This is a genomic window from Saccharopolyspora gregorii, from assembly GCF_024734405.1.
GTDB classification, from domain to species: domain Bacteria; phylum Actinomycetota; class Actinomycetes; order Mycobacteriales; family Pseudonocardiaceae; genus Saccharopolyspora_C; species Saccharopolyspora_C gregorii.
The window spans coordinates 2,411,291-2,434,086 of sequence record NZ_CP059556.1 but is presented as its reverse complement, the minus strand read 5'-3'; the positions used below and the strand labels follow the sequence as shown (position 1 = coordinate 2,434,086).

Sequence of the window (22,796 nt, the reverse complement as noted above, 5' to 3'; positions counted from 1 at the left end):
TGGCCCATTCACCCCGGTTCCCTGGGCGAATGGGCCATTGACCTCGGTCATCCCGCGGGGGTCAGCCTGCCGGTGAGCCTGCCGTGCAGGGTGGCGCTGGGCTCGTTCAGGCCGGTGATCTCCACCTGCTTGCCGCGGGACCCGTACTTGGTGGTGATCGCGTCGAGCGCGGCCACCGTCGAGGCGTCCCAGATGTGCGCGGCCGACAGGTCGATCGTCACGTGCTCCGGGTCGGCGGCGTAGTCGAACCGGGACACCAGTTCGTTGCTGGAGGCGAAGAACAGCTCCCCGCGCACCGCGTACACCACCTGCCGCCCGTCCGGGTCGGTGACGGCGCTGACCTCCACCAGGTGCGCCACCCGGCGCGCGAAGATCACCATCGCGGTGATCGAGCCGACGACGACGCCGACGGCGAGGTTGTCGGTGGCCACCACCACGGCCACCGTCACCACCATCACGATGCTCTCCCCCGCGGGCAGCCGCTTCAGCGTGCGCGGCGCGATGCTGTGCCAGTCGAACGTGCCGAACGCGACGAGCACCATGACCGCCACCAGCACCGCCATCGGCATCCGCGACACGACCGGCCCGAACACCAGGCACAGCACCAGCAGGAACGCCCCGGCGAGGAACGTGGACAGCCGGGTGCGGGAGCCCGCCGTCTTCACGTTGATCATCGTCTGACCGATCATCGCGCAGCCGCCCATGCCGCCGAACAGACCGGTGACGATGTTCGCGACGCCCTGCCCGATGGATTCGCGGGTCTTGTTCGAGCGGGTGTCGGTGATGTCGTCCACGAGCTTCGCCGTCATCAGCGATTCCATCAGCCCGACGAGCGCGAAGGCCAGCGCGTACGGCGCGATGAGCCGCAGGGTCTCCAGGGTGAGCGGCACCGCGGGCAGCCCGGGCACGGGCAGCGCGGACGGCAGCGCGCCCTTGTCCCCGACGGTCGGCACCGCGATCCCGGCGGCGATCGTGGTGGCGGTCAGCGCGACGATCGCCACCAGCGGCGCCGGGACCACCTTGGTGAGCCTCGGGAACAGCACCATGATGGCGAGCCCGGCGGCGAACAGCGGGTACACCGCCCACGGCACGCCGATCAGCTCCGGCACCTGCGCGGTGAAGATCAGGATGGCGAGTGCGTTGACGAAGCCGACCATCACGCTGCGCGGCACGAACCGCATCAGCTTCGCCACGCCGAGCGAGCCGAGGACCACCTGGAAGATCCCGCCGAGGATGACGGTGGCGACCAGGAAGCCGAGCCCGTGCTCGCGGCTGATCGGCGCGACGACCAGCGCGATCGCCCCGGTCGCCGCGGAGATCATCGCAGGGCGACCGCCGACGATCGAGATCACCACCGCCATCGTGAACGAGGCGAACAGGCCGACGCTCGGGTCGACCCCGGCGATGATGGAGAACGAGATCGCCTCCGGGATCAGCGCCAGCGCGACGACCAGTCCACCGAGGATCTCGGTGCGGGCGACCTTCGGCGACAGCCACGACGGGCGTGCCCAGGTGGGGGCGGCGGAGTTCGACACGGGGGTCCAGACGTGCTCGGGCGCCGCGGGGGGCGCGGAGGTTTCGTGCCGCCGGAAGGGGCAGCGGTGCGGCGGGCGACCCGCAACTCTCCCCTTACGTTAGACGAGACCGTCGCGCGGACTCCCACCCCCGGAACCCGATGAGGGCGGGATCACGCCCGGTGGGCGCGCAGCACTTCGGCGAACTCCTCGGCGATGCGCAGCTTGGCGCGCAGCTTCTCGCAGGCCTGCTCGGCACCCGCGGTGAACTCGGCCAGCCGGGCGTCCGGGTCGGCGATCTCCGGGTCGCCGTCCTTCGGGTCGAGGATCGCCAGCAGCTCGCGCATCTCGTCGAGCTGGAAGCCCAGCGGCTTCATCCGCATGATCAGCCGCAGCCGGTCGACGTCCGGGTCGGTGTAGAGGCGGAAACCGCCGGGGCTGCGGTCGCTCGGGACGACCAGGCCGACCTCTTCGTAGTAGCGGATCGTCCGCAGCGACAGCCCCGTGCGCTCGGCCACTTCGCCGATCTGCATCCGCTCGCCCAAGCCGGTCCCTTCCCTCGCCGCGGTGGATCCCCGACCCTACCCGGGCGCCCCGGCGGTCCCCGCGCGTCACCTCGTGGCGCGGATCGCGGCCGCGTGCTCCGCGAGCAGGGGAACCGCTGGGAACCCGCCGGAGTCCGGCTGATCAGGTGGCCGGCGGCTCAGCGGTTTCGCCGCTGACAGGACCGGCCCGCCTAGGGGAGCGAGGACAGCGCGGTTCACTCGGGGTCGGTTCGCAGGTCCACCAGGTCGCGGAGCCGGGCGAGGGCCGTGGCGGAGGCGGTGCCGGGTTCGGCGTGCAGCAGCAGCGCTTCGAGGCCGCCGTCGCCGGGAACGGTGAACTTCTCCGCCAGCAGCTCCACCTCGCCGAGCTTCGCGTGCCGGACGCGGAACCGGCTGCCGTGGGCCCGGCGCACGTCGTGCCGCGCCCACAGGGTGCGGAACCGCTCGCTCTTCATCGACAGCTCGCCGATCAGCGCATGCAGCCGCTCGTCCTCGACGTCGGCGCCGCTCTGCGCGCGCAGGTGCGCGACCGCGTCGGCGGCGTGCTCCTCCCAATCGGGGACGCGGTGCTGCGCCTCCGGTTCGGTGAACAGGGCGCGCAGCCGGTTCGTACCCGGTGCCGCGCTCGGCAGCAGTTCCCGGGAGAGCGCGTTCACCGCCAGCACCTCGCCGTACTTGGTGCACACCAGCGCGGGCACGTTGAGCGTGCGCAGCAGCAGCTCCAGCCCGCGCGGTACCTGCGGTTCCCGCCGCGCGCGGCGGCGCGGCCGGGGGCTCGCGAGCGCGGTCAGGTGCTCGACGCCTTCGGCGTCCAGTTGCAGCACCCCGGCGATCGCCTCGATGACCTGCGGCGACGGGCTGCGGTCCCGGCCCTGCTCCAAGCGCAGGTAGTACTCGACGCTGATCCCCGCGAGGGTCGCGACCTCCTCGCGGCGCAGCCCCGGCACCCGGCGCAGGCCGGTGCCGGGCGCCAGGCCCACTTCGGCCGGGGTGACCAGTTCCCGCCTGGCCCGCAGGAAGTCGCCGAGCGCGTTGCCCATGCGCTCCAGTATGCCGCCGCGGCGGCGCGGTGGGTGTCCCCCGCACTACCAGGAACAGCGGGGGCTGCCGGGCGCGCCCGCGGGCGGCGAGGCTCGGTGCCATGACAACGCGCACTTGGCTCATCACCGGCGTCAACAGCGGATTCGGGCGGCAGCTGGCGGAGCAACTGCTGGCCCGCGGCGACCGGGTGGCGGGCACCGTCCGCCGCGAGGGTTCCGCCGACGACCTCCGCGACGCCCACGGCGACCGGTTCCGGCTCGCCCACCTCGACGTCACCGACCTGCCCCGGATCCGGGAGGTCGTGGACGCCGCGTTCGCCGACCTCGGCCGCATCGACGTGGTGGTCGTCAACGCCGGTTACGGCCTGTTCGGCGCGGCCGAGGAGGTCAGCGACGAGCAGGTGCTGCACCAGATCACCACCAACCTGCTCGGCTCCATCCAGACGGCGCGGGCCGCGCTGCCGCACCTGCGGGCGCAGGGCGGCGGACGGCTGATCCCGATCTCCTCGGTCGCGGGCATCGCCGCACACGCGGGCGCTTCGCTGTACCACGCGAGCAAGTGGGGCGTGGAGGGCTTCTTCGAGGCGCTGGCCCAGGAGGTCGCCCCGTTCGGCGCGGAGGTGACGCTGGTCGAACCGGGCGGGGCGCGCACCGCGTTCGCGGGTTCCAGCCTGCGCACCGGCGCACCGCTCGCCGCCTACGACGGCACACCCGCCGCCTTCGTGCGCGGCCTCCGGGAGGGCGCGCCGGTGCCGATCGTCGGCGACCCGGTGAAGATCGCGGCCCGCGTCATCGACAGCGCGGAGCAGCGGCCCGCCCCGCTGCGGCTGGTGCTGGGCAGCGACTCGTACCGCGCGGTGACCGCGTCGCTGCGGGCCCGCCTCGCCCAAGTGGAGCCGCAGGAGGCGAGCGCCGCCGGAACCGACGCCTGACCGCGGGCGAGTCGGGCCGCCCGGTGCGGGACAGCACCCACATCGAAGATCGACGGGCCGTGCATCGAATTCGGCCGCACCGCACCGGAATCGCGGACCGCGCTGGAACCACCAGTCCGGCGAACGCCGATCGCACCGTCGCGACCTGTTCCCCCTCCACCACCCGGTGGTTCGACGACCGAATGCCCGAGCGGACGTCGTGGGCAGCGGCCCAGGACGCCGGGCGGACGGGGGACGGAGGATGACCACCGAACACGACATCGCGAGCGCGCCGGGCGCACTGGGACCCGGCGCTTCACCGGTGAACCGATCGACGACGCGACCCCCTCGGACTCGGCGGCTGCCCCGTCAGCAGCTTCCTCGCCGGACCCGTCCGCAGGTCGGTCGACCTCCCGGGCCGCATCGCCCCGGTGCTGGTAGTGCCGATCGGCCGTCCGGACGGGGAACACCAGCGGTCGGTGCGCCGCGACGACTCGGAGGTCGTGCGGCATGAGCACTGGTGACGTCGACGACGGCGAGGAAATCCTGCTGCTCGCGGTATTCCTGCGCAGCAGCGGCCGCAGGCAGCTCGGGGAGACCCGCGACTACGCGGTGTCCCGGTTGCTCGAAGGTGCTCGGCGCGCCCTGCTGATCGCCGGTGATGCCGACCCGCGGCTGGCGCCCGTGCTCACCCTGCTCGACGCAGTCGTGCACGCACCGCCGACTTCGGCTCGTTGCTCGACGAACTGCGCGCCCGGATGGGGACGTGCTGCGGCTCGCCGAGCTGCCGTTCTTCCTGGACCCAGCGGGCGTCTTCGGCGTCGACTCGTCGGTGGTCTGCTACCACACCAGCACACCGGTGGTGGAGTTCCTGTGCCGCCCCGGAAACGGCGTGCTCCCCGCGGATCGCGATCACGGATTCCTCGTGGTGGAGCCGAATTCCACCTCGTGATGCCCGCTCACCGGGACAGGGCGTCGGCCGGCCGCGGTTCGAGGCGGTCCAGCACAGCGCGAGGGCCGCGAAGCCCCCTCGCCCGGCCCGAACGGGGCTGTGCACGAAGGGCTGCCTCGCCTCAGGGACCGTCCGGGCCCGGGCTGCCGCGGTGAACGCCCCGCTCAGGCGGCGCTGGTCCCGGCCCGGCGGACGAGGCCGGTGATCCCGCGGTACGCGGCGCCGAGCAGCAGGGCCTGGAACACCGCCGCGACGGCCACGCCCACCCACACCAACGGGCTCGACATGCCCAGGAACAGCAGCGAGGTCGGCGCGGTCACCAGGAAGCCCCACACCCCGGCGAGGCTCGCGTCCGGGTGCGGCACCAGGAACGTCATCACCAGCACCCAGGCCCAGACGGCGGCGACCAGGGCCAGGTAGCCCAGCGACACCGGGTTGACCAGCAGGCGGCGGAACGCCTGGATCGGGGATCGCTTCTGCTCGGTCATGCTGCTCCTCCTGGGCGAACGACTGCGAGCACTCATGATCGCCTCCTTCGGCGCGGGGCGCATGAGTAGTAGTACCCGTTTCCCGCGCCGGTGGACGCCCCCGTGCCGATCCCGGGACGTCCACCACCCTCGTGCCGCCCGACCCGCCCGCGGCGGGCCGAGGGGCGGTCAGGCCGTCGCGGCCTGCTCGGCGGCGCGTTCGGCGGCCTTCTCCTGGCGCCACTGCTCGTCGTTCTTGCCCTGGCGCCAGTACCCGGAGATCGACAGCCGGTCCTTGGTGACGCCGCGCTCGTCGAGCAGGTAGCGGCGCAGCTCCCGCACGAACCCGGCCTCGCCGTGCACGAAGGCGTGCACGTCGCCGGGCGGGAACTCCAGCTCCCGCACCGCGGTCGCCACGTCGTCGCCCGCCGCGCGGTGCAGCCAGCGGACCTGCGCGTCGGCCTTGGTCGCCAGCGGCTGCTGCTCCTGCACGTCGTCCACCAGGACCACGGCCCGCGCCTGCGCGCCCGCGGGCAGCGCCTCCAGCGCGGCGGCGATCGCGGGCAGCGCGCTCTCGTCACCGACCAGCAGGTGCCAGTCCGCGGCCGGGTCCGGCGCGTAAGCGCCGCCCGGCCCCGCGAGCAGCAGCTCGTCGCCGACCGCCGCGTTCGCCGCCCACGGCCCGGCGAGGCCGGTGTCGCCGTGGTGCACGAAGTCGATGGTGAGCTCGCCCGCGTCGGCGTCGTAGTACCGGACCGTGTAGGTGCGGGTGCTGGGCCACTGCTCGCGCGGCAGCTCCGCGGTGATGACGCCCATGTCCAGCGGTTCCGGGTACGCCACGCCGGCCACCGGGAAGATCACCTTCACGTACGCGTCGGTGAACTCGTTGTGCTGGTAAGCCCGGATGCCGTCCCCGCCCGCCACGATGCGGATCATGTGCGGGGTGAGCTGTTCCTTGCGCAGCACTCGCAGCCGCTTGATCGGCCTGGGCTTGCCCGCTCCAGCCATTCGGCCCTCCTCATCGCGATTCGTCTCTCTGAGGCAAGGCTAACCTGACGATCCGCCTCGGGTGAACGGCCCACCGCCCCGATCACCGGGACGAACGGGTTCCCCCGGGGTCGGTCAGCGCGATGACGGCGAAGGGACCGACGTCCCGGCGGACGAAGCGCGGGGAGTCGAACAGCGCCGGGCCGAAGCGCACGTCGTAGATCTGCACGTTGGGCTGGTGCGGGAACGCGTCGTGCGACAGCGTCAGGTGCAGCCCGTCGTCCTCGCGGCGCAGCAGGAACGCGTTCGGCGGCGGGTACGGGCTGCGGTGCAGCATCGCGGCGAGCTCGTCGGGCCCGGCGGCGCCTGCCCAGCCGCGGATCAGCGCGGCGCGCTCCTCGTAGTGCGCGAGCGGGTTGGCGTAGTGCGGGGTCTCCTGCTGGAAACCCCAGTAGGGCGCGAACGACATGATCGGGTGGTACGTGGTGAGCAGCGTGATCCGGGCGGGCGGGCGGCCGGTGGTTCCGGCGAGCGCGGTGGCCAGCTCGTCGTTCCACGCCCCGGGCTGCGCGGGGTCCTGCCTGCGCTGCGCGTTGGAGCCCGTCGGGTAGTAGTCCTCGTAGGCGGGACCCGCGGCCTCGGCGATGCTGGTGGCCAGCGCGGTCTCCACGGTGCTGATCGATCCGGCGAGGCCGAGCAGCACGGCGAGCGCCGCGACCCGCGCGCGCCACCGCTCCCGCAGCCGGGGCAGGCCGCGCCGCCACAGGTCGAGCAGTCCGAGCACGCCTGCGGCGGCGAGCAGCACCTCCAGCGCGGCGGTGGTGCGGAACGCGAGCAGCGTGGTGCCCGCCGCGACGGCGAGCGCGGAGAGCGCGAACCACGCGTAGGTGGCGCCGGTGAGCACGAGCAGCGCCGCCGCCGTCTCGTCGCGGCGGCACGCGAGCACCAGCCAGCAGAACCCGGCGAGGCACAGCGCGCCGAACGGGGTGGGTTCGAGGAACGGGAACGGCGGCACCGATTCCGCGGGCAGGTACCGGTTCGCCGCGCCCGCACCCCCGGCTCCGCCGAGCTTCGCGAGCAGGAACGGCGCCCACGCGGTCAGCGCCACGACCCCGCCGATCGCGCCGACGGCGGCGAGCCGCAGCACCAGCGGGCCTGCGACGCGGGCGACGCCGCCTCCGGCGCGGATGCGGGCGGTGGCGACGACGGCGGCCATCCCGACGAGCACGGCGGTGGCGAACGCGAGGTACAGCGCGTAGGTGATGGCCGTGAAGCCGAGGAACAGCCCGATGCCGAGGTGCGCGGCGCGGTGCGGGTGCTCCCGGCAGCGCAGTACGTGCCAGGCGGCGACGGCGACCGGCGCGAGCCAGGCCACCGACATCCACGCGTACGGCTCGTCAAAGCCGTGCAGGAAGCCGCTGAGCGTGGTGGCGACCGCGCACAGCACGGCTACCCGCCTGCGCACCACGGTGCTCCACAGGGTGAACGCGACGGCGGCGGTGACGGCGATGGTCAGCAGCGCGAACGGTTTGTACGCGGCCCACGCGGGCTGCCCGGTGAGGTCGGCGAAGCGACCGCCCAGCCAGAACCAGCCCGCCGGGTAGTAGGGCGCGATGCCCGGGTAGTTCATGTCCGCCGGCACCGGCGAGTCGGCGAGCCGGGTCAGGTACTGCATCCGGAACATCTGGTCGACGGACACGCCGCCGTAGTACAGCCGGGTCGGTTCCAGCGGCCAGGCGAGCACGGTGGTGGCCAGCGCGGGCAGCGCCACCCAAATCGCGGGCAGCCGCAGCCGGGCGGGGACGCGGTCGGCGAACCGGGCGCCGCCGAGCAGCAGGACGAGCAGCAGCGCGGCACCGGCGGTGGCGGCGAGCTCGGGCAGTTCGGTGGGTTCGCTGAGGCCGAGGCGGGCGAGGGGCAGCTGCACGGCGAGGCTCACCACCGCGGCGAGCACGACGGCCGCGGAGAGTTCGAGGATGAAGCGCTTCGGCCTGATCCGGAGCGAGCACTCCGCCCGTCCTGCGGCTTCGTCGGCGACTGCACCCATGATCAGGTGACTACACGTGTTCGATACTCACCCGCAAGAGTGACGGAGGGAGTCGAGGGGTTTCCCGCGCCCCGCCCGGATCAGTCCGCCGCGAACCCGCGTGCCAACCGCGCGAACCCCGCGTCGAGGTGGTCGTGCAGGTCGGCCTCCTGATCGGCCCGGTGCCAGCACTGGATCGCCACCCGCAGCGCGGTCACCGCGGTCGCCGCCAGCAACCGCACGTAGGCGTCGTCCTGCGCCTCGCCGACGCGGCGGGACAGCCCGTCGGCCAGCGCCAGCTCCAGGTCCCGCGAGGCCAGCGCCACCCGGCTCACCAGCTCCGGGTGGTCGCGCAGCACCAGCGCCTGGTCGCGCCACGTGGGGGCGGCCATCGCGGTGTCGATCGCCTCGCCGAGCACGACGTGCACCACGCGCAGCAGCGGCTCCACGCTCGGCCGGTCCACGACGCGCTGCGGGGTGCCCGCGATGGTCTGCGGGTCCCACGGGACCAGCACCTCCTCCTTCGCGGCGAAGTAGTTGAAGAAGGTGCGCGGGGAGACCTCGGCGGCGGCGCAGATGTCCTCGACGGTGACCGAGATCGCGCCGTGCTCGCGGAACAGCCGGACCGCGGCTTGCTGCAACGCCTGCCGGGTGGCGCGCTTCTTGCGCTCCCGCAGGCCTTCCGGCGCTGGTGGCGGGGCGTCGTCGGGCGTCGTCGTTCTGGGCATCCTGGGCTACTCCTCGTGGATCCGTCGCGGCGGCCGCACGTCGGACCGACCATCGTAGTGCGGTGCCGCGCACGGCCGGGAACTCCGCCCCTTCCGGACAAAGCACCGCAGCACGGACGAAAGTTGCACTATCTGCATTCTTGCATCGAATGCAGCTACTGGTACGCTGCCGGAGCACGGAGCTCCGCGACCTCGCCCCCGCGCGGCGACCACGAGCCGGGCCCCGACAGCGGCCCGGCCGGGTCGATCCGCTCGGCGCAGCCGGCCGAGGACCGGACCGGGCAGGCGGCGGCTCGGCGAACCCGCTCCGCCACCGGCCGCAGGCGCACGTGCCCATCCGCCCCGCCTGCACACGACCGTCACCGAGACAAGGAGCAAGTCGTGCCCGAGCAGCAGCCGACATCGCTGGTGCGCACCCTGGCCTCGTCGCTGTGGTTCCCGCTGTTCTTCATCCTCGGCTTCGTGCTGTGCTACCTGCTGCCGTTCCACGCGCCCGCCCCGCACCACGTGCCGGTGGTCGCCGTCGGCGAGCAGCTCGCGCAGCAGCTCGACGCGAAGTTCGCCGCGGCGCTGCCCGGCGGCGTGGACGTCACCGCCGTCCCGGACGCCGCCGCCGCGAAGTCGGCCATCACCGACCGCGAGGCCGTCGCCGCCTACGACCCGGCCAGCGGGCAGCTGTTCTACGCCAAGGCCAACGGCGCCGCGCTCGTCCAGTTCCTGCAGCAGATGTTCGCGCCCGTCGCCGCCGCCACCGGGCACGCGCTGACGCCCGTCGACCTGGTGCCCACCGCCGCGGGCGACGTGATGGGCACCGGGCTGTTCTACCTGCTGCTGGCGATGAACATCCCGCCGTACGTGACGGTGATGGTGCTGCTGCGCGCGGAGCTGACCACCCGGCAGAAGCTGCTGTGCCTGGTCGGCGTCGGCGCGTTCGCGGCCGTGGTCTGCTACTCGGCCGGGCGGATCCTGAACGTGATCCCGCCGCACCCGATCGTGCTGCTGCTCGGGTTCATGCTCACCCAGGCGGTCGGCTGGACCACGTTCGGGCTGGTGCCGCTGGTCAAGCAGTTCATCCCCGGGGTGGCGATGTCGCTGTTCGTGCTGCTGAGCATGCCCTCCAGCGGCGGGGCCATCCCGAAGGAGCTGGTACCGCCGTTCTTCCAGTTCTTCCACCTGCTGCTGCCGCTGGGGCAGGCGGCCGATTCGATCCGCGGCGTCCTGTACTTCGACGGCGCCCGCTCCTGGCCGGGGATCACCGGGCTCGCCGTCTGGTGCGCGATCGGGGTCGGGCTCACCGCGGCGACCCAGTGGCACGCGAAGCGCAAGCGGGAGAACGATCCGGAGGCCGTGGCCGAGGCGGGCTCCTACGAGCACCGCGACGACGGGGACGCGATCGTGGATCCGACGTTCGAGCCGCCGCGCCCCGCCCACCACCGGACGCTGGCCGGCACGATCCGGCTGGCCGGGGACCTCCCCGCGCGCGGCGCGGTGGTGACGGTGACCGACGCGGCGGGCAACCAGCTGGCGCGGGTCGACGCCGACACCGAGGGCTGGTACGAGGTGCACGACCTGCCGGACCGGTTCGTCACCGTGGTCGCCGCCGCACCGGGCGCGGCGCCCGCCGCGAGCCGGGTGTCGGTACCCGCCGGGCGCAGCGAGCACGACTTCGCGCTCACCCCCACCGCCTCCGGAGCACGGCGCTGACGAGCGGGGCGGCCCTTTACCCCTCCGCGGGCCTCGCGCACAAGAAGATCCCGATCACACGATCCGGCGGCGGCGCCCACCTTCCGCCGGAGCAAATCCGCTGATTTGATCTTCTCGGGAAAAAGGCTCCGGATTCCCCGCGCCGCGGTGCACCCGACAGCAACCGCACCGTGCCAGATTCGTTGGATCCGGAGTACACCGCAGCGGCGCGGCTCGCGTGCACCGGACCCGCTCGACCGGGTCGGTGAACTCGACGTGCGGAGAGGACCCCATGAGCGCATCCGAATCCCCGCTGGTCGAGCGAGTGGTCGACACCGACCGCTACCCCCTCGCCGATCCGGGCGGCCCCGGCTGGGCCGAGGCCGTCGGCCGGGCCCGGCGGGACCTCGCCGAACACGGGTGCAGCGTGCTCACCGACTTCATCCGCCCGGAACTCCGCGACGAGCTCCGCGCCGAGTGCGCCGCCATCGCCCCCGACGCGCACTACGACGTCGAGACCGTCAACGCCTACAACATCGACGTCCGCACCGAACTGCCGCCGGAGCACCCGGGCCGCAAGACCATGCGGCGCGGCAACGCGTTCGTCGCCCGCGACCAGATCCCCTCCGGCGCCATCATCCACCGCCTCTACACCGACGAGCGGTTCCAGCGGTTCCTCGCCGACTGCGTCGGCCTGCCGGTGATCCACCCGCTCGCCGACCCGCTGGCCGGGCTCACCCTCAACGTCGTCAACCCCGGCATGTCCCACCCGTGGCACTTCGACACCAACGAGTTCGCGGTGAGCATGCTGACGCAGGAACCCGAATCCGGCGGTGGCTTCGAGTACTGCCAGGACATCCGCTCCGCCGAGCAGGAGAACTTCGACGACGTGCGGGCCGTGCTGGACGGCGACGGCGAGCACCTGGTGCGCGGGCTCGCGCTGCGGCCCGGCGACCTGCAGCTGTTCAAGGGCCGGTTCTCGCTGCACCGGGTCACCGAGGTCGGCGGCACCCGCGCCCGGCACACCGCGATCTTCGCCTACAGCGAGCGCCCCGGCGTCATCGGCAGCGTCTCCCGCACGAAGCAGATCTTCGGCCGCGTCCTGCCCGAGCACCTGGCGGCCGCGGGCAACGCCGTGCGCGGCGACGCGCTGCTCGACTGACCCCCAGCCGCAGAGGAGCACGCCGGTGCAGTTCGACTCGACCGGGAAGATCACGCTCGACCACATCTACACCCGTCCCGATCCGCGGGACTTCGCGCGCACGCTGCGCCCCCTCGACTACCGGATCCCGCAACTGGCCAAGCCGTACTTCGCCAAGTTCCTCGACGAGTACCGGCACACCCGCGGGGTGCCGGTGCCGACCGTCGTGGACGTCGGCAGCTCGTACGGGGTGAACGCCGCGCTGCTCCGGGCGGACGCGACGCTCGACGAGTTCTACGCCCGCTACACCGGCGACGCCGACGAGCTCGACCACGAGCGGCTGCTGGCCCGCGACCGGGACTGGCTGCGCGCCCGCGGCGAGCGGTGCGAGGCCCGGTTCATCGGGTTGGACACCGCCGGACCGGCGCTGGACTACGGGCTCGCCGCCGGTTACCTCGACGCGGCGGTGCACGCCGACTTCGAGACCCGGGAACCCGATGCGCGGCAACGGGACCTGCTGCACGGCGCCGACCTGGTGATCTCCACCGGCTGCCTCGGCTACGTCGGCGAGCGCACCCTGCGCCGCGTCGTCGACGCCGCCGGGCCGCGCAAGCCGTGGATGGCGCACTTCGTGCTGCGGATGTTCCCGTACGACGAGATCGCCGCCGGCCTCGCCGAGCTCGGCTACCGCACCACCCGGGTGGCGGGCGTGTTCGAGCAACGCCGGTTCGCCTCCCCGCAGGAGCAGGAGCAGATGCTGGCGACGCTGACCGCCGCCGGCGTCGACCCGACCGGTCTCGAAGCGGACGGGCGGCTCTACGCCGAGCTCCACCTGTCCCGCCCGCACGACTGAATTGCACCACCAGCAAGCCGGACACCGGAAAGCCCGATCGCATTAGGATGACCGTGAACGACGACCACGACTGGTCCACCCGCACCTTCGGCAACGAGGACCGGCTGCCACGCGTGCCGCTGCCCACCCTGGAGAGCAGCTGCGCCCGCTTCCTGGAGTGGTGCGCCCCGCTGCTCGACGCCGACCAGACCGCCCGCACCGAGCAGGCCGTCGCCGAGTACCTGCGGCCCGACAGCCCGGCCCGCGAACTGCACGCCGAGCTGCGGCGCTTCGACGCCGCCGAGGGCACGCACAGCTGGCTCGACCGGTTCTGGCCGTCGCGCTACCTCGGCAGGCGGGACCGGATCGCGCTCAACGCCAACTTCTTCTTCCTGTTCCAGGACTCCGAGCTGACGCAGGTGCAACGCGCCGCCGGGCTCATCGCGGGCGCCGTCGCGCACAAGCGGGCGGTGGACGCCGAGGAACTGCCGCCGGTGGTCCAGCGCGGCGCCGCCTCCTCCATGGAGCAGCACAAGTACCTGTTCTCCACCACCCGCATCCCCGGGGAGCAGCAGGACACCGTCCGCTCCCCCTACTCGGCCGAGCACCCCGGCCCGTCGGACGCCCGGCACGTCGTGGTGTTCTTCCGCGGCAACGCGTTCCGGCTCGACGTGCTCGCGGCCGACGGCACCCCGCACGGCCTGGCCGACCTCGCGACCGGTCTGGAGGCCATCCGCGACGCCGGTTCCCAGCGCGCCCCGATCGAGACCGCCGTCGGGCACCTGACCACGAAGGCCCGCGCCGACTGGGCGCACACCCGGCAGCGGCTGCTCGAACTGGGCAACGGCGACGCGCTGGAGACCATCGAGTCGGCGCTGTTCTGCCTGTGCCTGGAGGACTTCGCGCCCACCGACGTGCAGGAGGCCTGCGACCAGCTGCTGCACGGCGACAGCGGGAACCGCTGGTTCGACAAGGCCGTGTCGCTGGTGGTGTTCGAGGACGGCCGGGCCGGGATCAACGTGGAGCACTGCGAGCTGGACGGCACCACCATCCTCGCCTTCGTCGACGGGCTGCTGGATTCGACGCCGGAGCAGCACGCGGCGAACGCGGGCGCCCGCGCGCTCGGCGTCCCCGACTTCTCCCGCCTCGACTTCGTCCTCGACGACGCGCTGCGCGCCGAGGTGCGCGACGCGGCGGGCGCGTTCGCCACCTTCGCCGCCGAGACCTCCAACAAGGTCCTCGCCTTCGAGGACTTCGGCTCGGAACGGGCCAAGCGGCTCGGCATGTCCCCCGACGCGTTCGTGCAGCTGGCGTACCAGCTCGCCCACCACCGCACCAAGGGCATCGGCGCCACCTACGAATCCATCGCCACCCGGCAGTGGCGGCACGGGCGCACCGAGGCGATGCGGGTCGTCACCCCGCAGGTCGTCGACTTCGTGCGCACCGTCGACGATCCGGACGCCGACGCGGCCGCGAAGACCGCGGCGTTCCGGGCCGCGGCCGAAGCGCACGTGGCGCGCGCCAAGCAGTGCCAGGCCGGGGACGCGCCCGAGCAGCACCTGTGGGAGCTGCAGCTGATCCAGCGCCGCGGTGGCGAGGCGGACGCGGCACCGCTCGCGCTCTACGACTCCCCCGGCTGGACGATCATGCGCGACGACTACCTGAGCACCAGCTCGGCGCCGTCGAAGAACATCCAGCACTTCGGGTTCGGCTCCACCAGCGGCAAGTGCATCGGGGTGGCCTACGTGCTGCTGCCCGACCGGTTGAACATCTACCTGAGCACGCCGCTGGCGGTGTCCGGGGAGATGTACAAGTTCGCCGACCACCTCCGCAACGCCCTACAACAACTAGAAGACCTACTGATCACCGAGTGATGCCCCCGGATCCGACTGCGAGTCGGGGCGGGTGGCGGAACCTCAGCGGTCTTCTCGCTGCGGGATCGTTTTCACCGGTGGCTCCGCCACAGGAGAAAACGCTGTCCTCGCGAGAAGACCGCTGAGAACCCGCGGGTGGTCGGGCTGATGAGGTGGTCGCCGCTCAGCGGCTTCGCCGCTGACAAGCGGAAAGCGGGAGATGTGACCGGATGTTGAAGCGCCCCGGGCGGGCGGGGCGCTTCGGGTGGGTCAGGGTTCGAGGAAGCCGGCTGCGATGAGGGCGTTGCGGACGACGGCGGTCTCGGCCTCGTCGGCCTCCACCAGCGGCAGCCGCGGGCCGCCGACGCGGTGGCCGAGCAGGTTCAGCGCCGCCTTCACCGGGATCGGGTTCGTCGTCACCGACAGCGCCGCGAACAGGTCCTTCAGCGCGGCGTCCAGCTCGGCCCGGTTCTCCGGCTCGTCGATCATCCGCCGCATCTGCGGGCCGGCCACGTGGCTGGCCACCACGATGCCGCCGACGCCGCCCATGTCGAGGGCGCGCGCGAAGGTCTCGTTGTTGCCCGAGTAGACGCCGAGCCCGTCGATCAGCGCCAGGTTGTCGTCGTTGGCCTGCTTCACGTAGTCGACGCGCTCGATCTGGGCGAGCTCGGCGAGCAGATCGTTCGGCACGTCGATCGCGGTGCGGGACGGGACGTTGTAGAGCACGACCGGCTTGTCGGTGGCCTGCGCGATCTCGGTGTAGTGCCGCACCAGCCCGCGCCGGTTCGGCCGGTTGTAGTACGGCGTCACCGACAGCACGCCGTCCACGCCGAGCTCCGTCACCCGCTCCGTCATCGCGCACGCCTGCGCGGTGTCGTTGGAGCCGGTCGAGCCGAGGATCGTGACGCCCTCGGGCCGTTCGGCGCAGGCGATCTCGACGAGCCGCAGGTGCTCCTCGTTGGTGAGCGTCGCCGCCTCGCCGGTGGTGCCGCAGACCACCACGCCGTCGGAACCGCTGTCGATCACGTGGTGCAGCAGCGCGACGAACGCGTCCTCGTCCACTTTCAGCTCGTCGTCGAACGGGGTGACGATCGCGGTGAGCAGGGTTCCGAGTGTGGTCGTCATGGCGCTGCCTTCCTCAAGTCCGTGTCGTTCGGCCGATCCCGGCGCCGGACCGTCGGAACCGCCCGGCCCGCCCGCATCGCTGCGCGGGGGCGCCGGTTCCGGCGTTCAGGTCTCGACCCACCGTCCCAGGGCGGCGCGTTCCGGGCACTTCGCCGCGGGGACGGGTGTCACCAGCATGAATCATCCGGGGCGGCGCGTTCGACGAGGGTGTGGGCGATGGCGGTTCCTCCGCCGGGGCGCCGGAGTTCCCGGACGATCTCCCGCCGAGCCCCGGGTTTCCGGGCGATCTCCCGCGCACGCGGGACCCGGCCGAAGCGCTCCCGCGCGATCAGCTCCCGGCCTGCTCGCCGGAGCCGTCCTGCTCGGGCGTCCGGTAGAGCGCCGCGTAGCGGGCGCGCTGCTGCTCGCTCATCCACTCGGAGGCCTCCTTGCGGACCCGGCGCGCGGTGCCGAGCGGATAGCCCTGCTTGAACGCGCGGTGCTCGCAGGTGAACTCGGCGTAGGCCATGCCGTACCAGACCGCGAGGATCGCGCCGCCCAGGATCGCCATCGCCTTGATCCACATCGGGCCGGGGACCAGCAGGAACAGCAGCCCCGGGGAGATCTGCACCAGGCTGCGCACCGCGTGGCGCAGCTGCCAGGTGCGAGCGGTGACGTCGTGCAGCACCCACTCGTCGTGCCGCGACGGCAGCTTGCCGCCGAACGCGTACCAGACCCAGCGCACCGGGTCGGGGCGCACCCGCTTCGCCTCGGTCACCGCGAACCGCCTCCCGTCCGGCCGTCCGCACCTCGGACGACCACCCGATGTTTAACACGCTAATCATATGCCCGCTATATGTTAACGTGCACCCAGGCCGATCGGAAGGAACGCGATGAGCCCCGTCGAACCGGACCTGGAACTCGGCGACGACCCGCTGGCGCTGGACCGGCAGGTCTGCTTCGCGCTGTCGGTCGCGTCCCGCAGCGTCATCGCGCTGTACCGGCCGCTGCTCGAACCGCTCAACCTCACCCACCCGCAGTACCTGGTGATGCTCGCGCTGTGGGAGGCCGAACCGCGCTCCGTCAAAGACCTCAGCCACACCGTGCAGGCCGAACCGGCGACGTTGTCCCCGCTGCTCAAGCGCCTCGAAGCGGTCGGCTACCTCACGCGCAGCCGCAACGCGGGCGACGAGCGCTCGGTCACCGTCGGCCTCACCCCCGCCGGGCGCGAACTCCGCGCCGAGGCCGAGAAGATCCCGCAGCAGATCGTCGACCGCCTCGGCCTGCCGCTGAGCACCCTCGAAGCGCTGAACACCGCCCTGCGCGAGGTGATGGCCGCCGCCCAGCACGCCAAGGCGGCGCCCCCCGCGCGGTGAGCACCGTCTCCTCCGGGCACCGGAGCGGCGTCCCGGTCGCCGGCGCCTCGCTAGTCTCGCGGGATGAACGCCGCGCCCACCCCGCCCAAGGCCGAACTGCACGTGCACATCGAAGGCACCCTCGAACCCGAGATGGTCTTCGACCTGGCGCGGCGCAACGGCATCGAGCTCCCCCACGAGTCGGTCGCCGACCTGCGGGCGAAGTACCGGTTCAGCGATCTGCAGTCGTTCCTGGACATCTACTACGCGAACATGGCCGTGCTGCGGACCGAGGCCGACTTCCGCGACCTGGCCGCCGCCTACCTGGACCGCTGCGCCGAGCAGGGCGTGCGGCACGCGGAGATCTTCTTCGACCCGCAGGCGCACCTGAAGCGCGGCGTGCCGATGGAGACCGTGATCGGGGGGCTGCACTCGGCGCTGGCGGACAGCGACGTGTCGGCCTCGCTGATCCTCTGCTTCCTGCGCGACGAGTCCGCCGAATCGGCGGCCGAGGCGCTGCGGCTGGCCGAACCGTTCCTGGACCGCATCGTCGGGGTCGGCCTCGACTCGGCCGAGATGGGGCACCCGCCGTCGAAGTTCACCGAGGTGTTCGCCCGGGCCCGCGAACTGGGCCTGCGCGCGGTCGCGCACGCCGGTGAGGAGGGGCCGCCGGAGTACGTGCGGGAGGCGCTGGACCTGCTGGGCGTGCAGCGCATCGACCACGGCATCCGCGCGCTGGAGGACCCGGAGCTGGTGGAACGGCTCCGCCGGGAGCGGATCCCGCTGACGGTGTGCCCGCTGTCCAACGTGCGGCTCGGCGCGTTCGCGGAGCTCAGCGGGCACACGCTGCCCGCGCTGCTGGAGCACGGGCTGCTGGTGACGGTGAACTCGGACGACCCGGCGTACTTCGGCGGGTACGTAGACGAGAACTTCGACGCGGTGCGCCGCGAGCTGGGGCTGAGCACCGAGCAGCTGCGGGAGCTGGCGGCGAACTCGTTCCGCGCGGCGTTCCTCGACGACCGGCGCCGGGACGAGTTCCTCGCCGAAGTGGCGGCCTGGACGCCCTGACCCGGGACGGTGCCCGGCCTCCCGGAGGAGGTCCGGGCACCGCCGCGCTCCGATCCCCCGGCCGATCACCCCGAGCCGGGCTCGGGCGACCTCCGGGGCGCGCTCACCGCGGCGGGGCGAGCACGACGGCCGAGTTGTGGCCGCCCATGCCGATGGAGGACTTCAGGGTGAGCCCGCCGTCGAACGGCGTCGGGCCGTCCAGCAGCCGCGGATCGCCCGCCGCCTGCCGCGGCGCGGCCGGGACGAGGCCGTGCCGGTGGCCCAGCGCGGTGGCCGCCACCTCGACCGCCGACGCCGCCCCCTGGCAGTGCCCGGCGAGCGGCTTCACCGAGAAGATCTCGGTGTCCGCGCCCAGCAGTTCCGCGCAGAACCGCGCTTCGGCGCGGTCGCACTGCGCGGTGCCGGGGCCGTGCGCGTTGAGGTAGCGGATGTCGCCGCCCGCCACCCCGGCGTTGTCCAGCGCGTCCCGCACGCAGCGGGTCACCTCCGCCAGGTTCGGCTCGATCGAGGTGACGTGGTGCGCGTCGTGCGACATGGCGCCGCCGAGCACCCGCGCGTAGGCGTCGGGAAGGCCGCGGGACAGCACCATGCCGACCGAGGCCTCGCCCATGACGAAACCGCGGCTGCCTTCCTGGAACGGGCGGCAGGCGTCGAGCGGATCGGCATCGGTGACCACGACGCCGAGCCGTTCGAAGTGCAGCACGTTCTCCGGGCTCGCCGACAGGTCGGTGGCTACGAAGATCACGTCGTCGACGATCCCGGCGTCCAGCCACGCCTTGGCGGTGAGCATCCCGGCGTTCCCCGACGCGCACATGGCGGAAACGTTCATGGCGGGTCCGTGGAATCCGAATTCCTTCATGAACGTCGACATCGGGGTGGAGGGCATCAGCGCCAGGTATTCGCGAACCGAGACCTGCCCGCCGCGGGACTGGTAGAACTCCCGCCACAGATCCACTTCACCGAGCACCACGGCGTGCAGCAGGCCGACCCGGCGGCCGGGTTCCCAGCCGCGTTCGCCGGCGTCCGCGATCGCTTCGCGGGCCGCCGAGCGCATCGCCCTGGCGAAGCGGCTCGGCCCGTCCGCGGGGTCGCCGCCGTCGGGCACGCGCGCGACCCAGGCGGTGCGGTCCTGGTCGGGCCCGTACCCGTCGACGAGGGTGGCGGCGAGCTTCGAGGTGGCCAGGCCGTCCCAGAGCTCGGCGCGACCCCAGCCGTAGCCGGTCACCGCGCCGATGCCGCCGATTTCGATTTCAGAGCGCTGTGAGTTCATCTGCTTCTCCTTCTCGCTTTCCAATCGATCGATTCCGCGTTCGCCGCACGAGCCGCGGCGAAGCGCGTTCGGAGCCGCCGTGAATCGCCCGCCGGGACCGGCGTCGTGAATTCCGCGGGACCGGCGGGAGAGGCGGATCACCGAGTCGGAGATCGAGCTACGCGCAGTCACTTGGTGCACCGCACCTACCAGCTCGATCCTCTTTAGAGTGAAGCGAGAAGGCGGTTCTCGAAAACCATTAGTGTTTTTGAACTCGAATGACCACGCGAACGGGCCAACAGATCACTACTGACAACCCGCGGCGGATCACCTGCCGTGTTCGCCGCCGATCCGACGCGGGCTTATGATCAGCGGGCTCCTCGGACGCACCCGCCACTCAGGACGGTTCGCGAGCAGCGCACATGGGAAACTACGAGCATCCGGTCGGGGGCCTGCGCCTCGCGGGGAGAAGGGGAGGGCGCTTCGCTGTTCGAGAGCGGAACGACATGGCGTGGACGGCGGTGGAGCGGTTGCGCAGTACGTGCACAAGATCTGTCTCCTGGATGATCGATGGTTGACCCGGTGGTCTCGCACTCGAAGAACTCCGAGCTGGACCGCGAGTTCCTCGACCTCGCGCTGGCCGCCAGCGGCGCGGTCCGCTGGTCGCTGCGCCTCGACGACGACGGTCTCGTCTGGACCTCCGGCATGGACGCGCTGCTGGGCCTGCCCGGGGCCGACGAGGACACGCTGCGCGCCCGGCTGCGCGAACTCCTCGAACCGATCGCGCTGTCCGCCCGCACCGCCGCCGAATGGCACGACCTGGACCTCGAACAGCGCCTGCCCGCCTCGGACGGCGGCACCCGCTTCGTGCACTTCCACGCGCGGCGCCACCGCGAGGAGGGCGAGGCCGACCGGCTCATCGGCGTCGCGGCCGACGTCACGCGCGTGCACCAGGACCGGCAGACCCTCACCGACCTCGCCGACCGGTACCGGCTGCTGGTCGAGCTGAGCCCGGACGCGATCTGCGTGCACCAGGACGGCGTGGTCCGCTACGCGAACTCGGCGACGCTGGGCATCCTCGGCACCGACAGCACCGACCGGGTGGTCGGCCGCGCGATCACCGACTTCGTGGAAGCCGACTCGGTGCCGATGATGCGGGCGCGGCTGCGGACCTTGACGTTCCCCGGCGCGCGGACCAAACCGGCCGAGGCCGCGCTGCACCGGTTCGACGGCAGCCGCGCCCCCGTCGAGGTCGTCTCGGTGCTCACCACCTGGGAAGGCCGTCCCGCGCTGCAGGTCATCCTGCGCGACATCACCGACAAGAAGGCCGCCGAGACGAGCCTGCGCTACCAGGCGGCGCTGGTGCAGCACGTCAGCAACGCCATCATCGCCACCGACCGGGACTCGCTGGTCACCAGCTGGAACCCGGCCGCCGAGGCGGTCTACGGGATCTCGGCGGACCAGGCCATGGGCCGCCCGGTGGACGAACTGGTCGGGGCCCGGCTGAGCCCGGCGGAACTGCTCGCCGCCGGCGGGGTCAGCGAGGCGCTGCACCGGCGCGGCGACGGCAACGCGCTCGTCGTGCGGGTCACCGTCTCCGAGATGGACGACGGCTACGTGCTGGTATGCGCCGACGAGACGGCCCGCCGCCGGGCCGAACGGACCTTCGCCACCGTCATCGACGCGCTCGACGAAGGCGTGCTGGTGGTCGCCCCCACCGGGATCATCGAATCGGCCAACCCGGCGGCGCAGCGCATCCTCGGCGCCCAGCCGAGCGAACTGGTCGGCATGGACTCCGAGTGGTGGCCGATGTTCGACGAGAACGGCGACCGCGCCAGCGGCGACACCCGGCCGTCCACGGTCACGCTGCGCACGGGGAAACCGGTGAACTCGCAGGTGACGCGGGTGCAGCGGGACGACGGGGAGAGCGTGTGGCTCGCGGTGTCCTCCCGCGCGCTGAATCCCGACGACCGGCCGCCGCACCGGGTGCTGGTGTCGTTCAGCGACATCACCGAGAGCCTCGCCGCCCGCGAACGGCTGGAGCACGAGGCCACTCACGACCCGCTGACCGGGCTCGCGAACCGCACGCTGGTGCTGCGCCACCTGGACTCGGCGGTGAACTCGCCGGACCGCACCGAGCCGCTGGCGGTGCTGTTCGTCGACCTGGACAACTTCAAGATCGTCAACGATTCGCTGGGGCACGGCGTCGGCGACGAGGTGCTGCGCAACATCGGGCAGCGGCTGGTGCGCGCCACCAGCGACCAGGAGCTCGTCGGCAGGCTCGGCGGCGACGAGTTCGTGGTCGCCACCCAGGACTCGCCGGACCACGACGACCTGCGCGCCCGCGCGGACGAACTGCTGCGCACCCTCACCGAACCGACGCACGTGGACGGCATCCGGCTGCACGTGGACGCCAGCGTCGGCATCGTCGTGTCCCGGCCCGGCGACACCCGCTCCGCCCAGGACCTGCTGCGCGACGCGGACGTGGCGATGTACCGGGCGAAGGCGCAGGGCCGCGGCCGGTACGCGTTCTTCGACGTGGAGCTCCGGGAACGCGTGCAGCGGCACATGCTGCTGGAGCAGGAGCTGCGCCACGCCGTGCCGCGCGGCCAGCTGTGGGTGGCCTACCAGCCGGTGGTGGAGCTGGCCTCCGAGCGCATCGTCGGCGCCGAAGCGCTGCTGCGCTGGACCCACCCGGAGCACGGTGCCGTCTCCCCCGCCGAGTTCATCCCGCTCGCCGAGGAGAGCGACCTGATCAACGAGGTCGGCGGGTTCATGCTCCGCACCGCGACCCGCGAGTTCGCCGAGCTGCGGCGGGAGCACGGCGCGGAACTGCAGATCAACGCGAACCTCTCCCCCCGCCAGCTCGGCGACCCGCGGCTGCACGACACGGTGCGGGCCGCGCTCGGCGACGCCGGGCTGCCCGCGAGCTCGCTGTGCCTGGAGGTCACCGAGAACGCGCTGATGCTGGATGCGACCTCGGCGGTGCGGATGCTGCGCGGGATGCGGAAGCTGGGCGTGTTCCTGGCGATCGACGACTTCGGCACCGGGTACTCCTCGCTGGCGCAGCTGCGGCGGCTGCCGCTGGACACGCTCAAGATCGACCGGTCGTTCGTGGCCGAACTCAGCGATTCCGACGACGTGCAGGCGATCGTCACCAGCATCGTGGCGATGGCGCACGCGGTGGGGCTCACCGTGGTCGCCGAGGGCGTGGAGACCGCGGAGCAGCTGGACATCCTGCGGCGCATCGGCTGCGACCACGGCCAGGGCTTCTACTTCGGCAAACCGGCCCCGCTGGCCGAGTTCGCCTCCCTCCGCGGCATCGCCGCGCCCTGACGGGC

The 22,796-nt window shown here is 72.5% G+C and carries 19 protein-coding genes and 1 pseudogene; 10 read left to right on the top strand and 10 right to left on the bottom strand.

The window, feature by feature from the left end; genetic code table 11:
* Positions 1-47 precede the first annotated feature (47 nt).
* The 3 genes from H1226_RS10440 to H1226_RS10430 all read right to left on the bottom strand — a co-directional run bounded on the left by H1226_RS10440 (position 48) and on the right by H1226_RS10430 (position 3,099).
* Positions 48-1,535, bottom strand: a complete 1,488-nt coding sequence (locus H1226_RS10440; RefSeq protein WP_258348762.1) for a SulP family inorganic anion transporter — start codon at positions 1,533-1,535, stop codon at positions 48-50.
* A 152-nt stretch (positions 1,536-1,687) separates the two neighbouring features.
* Positions 1,688-2,059: a MerR family transcriptional regulator gene (locus tag H1226_RS10435; RefSeq protein WP_258348759.1), complete on the bottom strand. Its 372-nt coding sequence runs from the start codon at positions 2,057-2,059 to the stop codon at positions 1,688-1,690.
* Positions 2,060-2,274: 215 nt separating this feature from the next.
* Positions 2,275-3,099, bottom strand: a complete 825-nt coding sequence (locus H1226_RS10430; protein WP_258348757.1) for a helix-turn-helix domain-containing protein — start codon at positions 3,097-3,099, stop codon at positions 2,275-2,277.
* A gap of 101 nt (positions 3,100-3,200) precedes the next feature.
* Between H1226_RS10430 and H1226_RS10425 the strand changes: the two genes are divergently transcribed.
* From H1226_RS10425 to H1226_RS10420, 3 genes and pseudogenes are all read left to right on the top strand, one after another.
* Complete coding sequence (locus H1226_RS10425; RefSeq protein WP_258348753.1) at positions 3,201-4,031, top strand: SDR family oxidoreductase; 831 nt, start codon at positions 3,201-3,203, stop codon at positions 4,029-4,031.
* A 489-nt stretch (positions 4,032-4,520) separates the two neighbouring features.
* A pseudogene (locus H1226_RS28295) lies at positions 4,521-4,694 on the top strand (DUF6092 family protein); the annotation flags it as partial.
* An 82-nt stretch (positions 4,695-4,776) separates the two neighbouring features.
* On the top strand, positions 4,777-4,962 hold the full coding sequence (locus H1226_RS10420) for a tRNA-dependent cyclodipeptide synthase (RefSeq protein ID WP_258348752.1): 186 nt from the start codon (positions 4,777-4,779) through the stop codon (positions 4,960-4,962).
* 164 nt (positions 4,963-5,126) lie between these two features.
* Here the strand turns inward: H1226_RS10420 and H1226_RS10415 are convergent, their stop codons facing one another.
* The 4 genes from H1226_RS10415 to H1226_RS10400 form a co-directional block, all read right to left on the bottom strand.
* Positions 5,127-5,450, bottom strand: a complete 324-nt coding sequence (locus H1226_RS10415; protein WP_224957563.1) for an SCO4225 family membrane protein — start codon at positions 5,448-5,450, stop codon at positions 5,127-5,129.
* A 168-nt stretch (positions 5,451-5,618) separates the two neighbouring features.
* Positions 5,619-6,437, bottom strand: coding sequence for a siderophore-interacting protein (locus tag H1226_RS10410; protein ID WP_258348749.1), 819 nt, complete (start codon positions 6,435-6,437; stop codon positions 5,619-5,621).
* Between the two features lie 82 nt (positions 6,438-6,519).
* The gene (locus H1226_RS10405) at positions 6,520-8,463 is read right to left on the bottom strand and encodes a galactan 5-O-arabinofuranosyltransferase (RefSeq protein ID WP_258348748.1); all 1,944 of its coding nucleotides are present in this window, start codon (positions 8,461-8,463) and stop codon (positions 6,520-6,522) included.
* Between the two features lie 80 nt (positions 8,464-8,543).
* Positions 8,544-9,170: a TetR/AcrR family transcriptional regulator gene (locus tag H1226_RS10400; protein WP_258348747.1), complete on the bottom strand. Its 627-nt coding sequence runs from the start codon at positions 9,168-9,170 to the stop codon at positions 8,544-8,546.
* 381 nt (positions 9,171-9,551) lie between these two features.
* On the opposite strand from H1226_RS10400, the gene H1226_RS10395 reads away from it, so the two are divergent.
* The 4 genes from H1226_RS10395 to H1226_RS10380 all read left to right on the top strand — a co-directional run bounded on the left by H1226_RS10395 (position 9,552) and on the right by H1226_RS10380 (position 14,700).
* Positions 9,552-10,874 carry a carboxypeptidase regulatory-like domain-containing protein gene (locus tag H1226_RS10395; RefSeq protein ID WP_258348746.1) on the top strand — a complete coding sequence of 441 codons (1,323 nt, stop codon included), beginning with the start codon at positions 9,552-9,554 and terminating at the stop codon, positions 10,872-10,874.
* Between the two features lie 271 nt (positions 10,875-11,145).
* Entirely contained in the window at positions 11,146-12,015 is an 870-nt protein-coding gene (locus H1226_RS10390; protein WP_258348744.1) for a HalD/BesD family halogenase, read from the top strand.
* A 25-nt stretch (positions 12,016-12,040) separates the two neighbouring features.
* On the top strand, positions 12,041-12,847 hold the full coding sequence (locus H1226_RS10385) for a class I SAM-dependent methyltransferase (protein WP_258348743.1): 807 nt from the start codon (positions 12,041-12,043) through the stop codon (positions 12,845-12,847).
* Positions 12,848-12,894: 47 nt separating this feature from the next.
* Positions 12,895-14,700 carry a choline/carnitine O-acyltransferase gene (locus H1226_RS10380; RefSeq protein ID WP_258348742.1) on the top strand — a complete coding sequence of 602 codons (1,806 nt, stop codon included), beginning with the start codon at positions 12,895-12,897 and terminating at the stop codon, positions 14,698-14,700.
* A gap of 249 nt (positions 14,701-14,949) precedes the next feature.
* Here H1226_RS10380 and dapA read toward each other — a convergent pair whose 3' ends face one another.
* Together dapA and H1226_RS10370 are read right to left on the bottom strand one after the other, a co-directional pair.
* A complete protein-coding gene (gene dapA / locus H1226_RS10375; protein ID WP_258348740.1) occupies positions 14,950-15,804 on the bottom strand; it encodes a 4-hydroxy-tetrahydrodipicolinate synthase in 855 nt (284 codons plus the stop codon).
* Between the two features lie 328 nt (positions 15,805-16,132).
* Complete coding sequence (locus H1226_RS10370; protein ID WP_258348739.1) at positions 16,133-16,561, bottom strand: DUF5313 domain-containing protein; 429 nt, start codon at positions 16,559-16,561, stop codon at positions 16,133-16,135.
* 115 nt (positions 16,562-16,676) lie between these two features.
* On the opposite strand from H1226_RS10370, the gene H1226_RS10365 reads away from it, so the two are divergent.
* A complete protein-coding gene (locus tag H1226_RS10365) occupies positions 16,677-17,159 on the top strand; it encodes a MarR family winged helix-turn-helix transcriptional regulator (protein ID WP_258348738.1) in 483 nt (160 codons plus the stop codon).
* A gap of 63 nt (positions 17,160-17,222) precedes the next feature.
* Positions 17,223-18,206, top strand: a complete 984-nt coding sequence (locus H1226_RS10360; protein ID WP_258348737.1) for an adenosine deaminase — start codon at positions 17,223-17,225, stop codon at positions 18,204-18,206.
* Positions 18,207-18,309: 103 nt separating this feature from the next.
* Here H1226_RS10360 and H1226_RS10355 read toward each other — a convergent pair whose 3' ends face one another.
* Positions 18,310-19,476: a beta-ketoacyl synthase N-terminal-like domain-containing protein gene (locus H1226_RS10355; RefSeq protein ID WP_258348736.1), complete on the bottom strand. Its 1,167-nt coding sequence runs from the start codon at positions 19,474-19,476 to the stop codon at positions 18,310-18,312.
* A 549-nt stretch (positions 19,477-20,025) separates the two neighbouring features.
* Here H1226_RS10355 and H1226_RS10350 point away from each other — a divergent pair.
* Entirely contained in the window at positions 20,026-22,791 is a 2,766-nt protein-coding gene (locus H1226_RS10350) for a sensor domain-containing protein (protein ID WP_258348733.1), read from the top strand.
* The last annotated feature ends 5 nt before the right edge of the window (positions 22,792-22,796 follow it).

Coding starts and splice junctions, on each gene's coding strand:
- H1226_RS10365 (WP_258348738.1), top strand. CDS start 16,677: ATGAGCCCCGTCGAACCGGACCTGGAACTCGGCGACGACCCGCTGGCG.
- H1226_RS10400 (WP_258348747.1), bottom strand. CDS start 9,170: ATGCCCAGAACGACGACGCCCGACGACGCCCCGCCACCAGCGCCGGAA.
- H1226_RS10355 (WP_258348736.1), bottom strand. CDS start 19,476: ATGAACTCACAGCGCTCTGAAATCGAAATCGGCGGCATCGGCGCGGTG.
- H1226_RS10350 (WP_258348733.1), top strand. CDS start 20,026: ATGGTTGACCCGGTGGTCTCGCACTCGAAGAACTCCGAGCTGGACCGC.
- H1226_RS10425 (WP_258348753.1), top strand. CDS start 3,201: ATGACAACGCGCACTTGGCTCATCACCGGCGTCAACAGCGGATTCGGG.
- H1226_RS10380 (WP_258348742.1), top strand. CDS start 12,895: ATGACCGTGAACGACGACCACGACTGGTCCACCCGCACCTTCGGCAAC.
- H1226_RS10390 (WP_258348744.1), top strand. CDS start 11,146: ATGAGCGCATCCGAATCCCCGCTGGTCGAGCGAGTGGTCGACACCGAC.
- H1226_RS10360 (WP_258348737.1), top strand. CDS start 17,223: ATGAACGCCGCGCCCACCCCGCCCAAGGCCGAACTGCACGTGCACATC.
- H1226_RS10415 (WP_224957563.1), bottom strand. CDS start 5,450: ATGACCGAGCAGAAGCGATCCCCGATCCAGGCGTTCCGCCGCCTGCTG.
- H1226_RS10410 (WP_258348749.1), bottom strand. CDS start 6,437: ATGGCTGGAGCGGGCAAGCCCAGGCCGATCAAGCGGCTGCGAGTGCTG.
- H1226_RS10430 (WP_258348757.1), bottom strand. CDS start 3,099: ATGGGCAACGCGCTCGGCGACTTCCTGCGGGCCAGGCGGGAACTGGTC.
- H1226_RS10405 (WP_258348748.1), bottom strand. CDS start 8,463: ATGGGTGCAGTCGCCGACGAAGCCGCAGGACGGGCGGAGTGCTCGCTC.
- dapA (WP_258348740.1), bottom strand. CDS start 15,804: ATGACGACCACACTCGGAACCCTGCTCACCGCGATCGTCACCCCGTTC.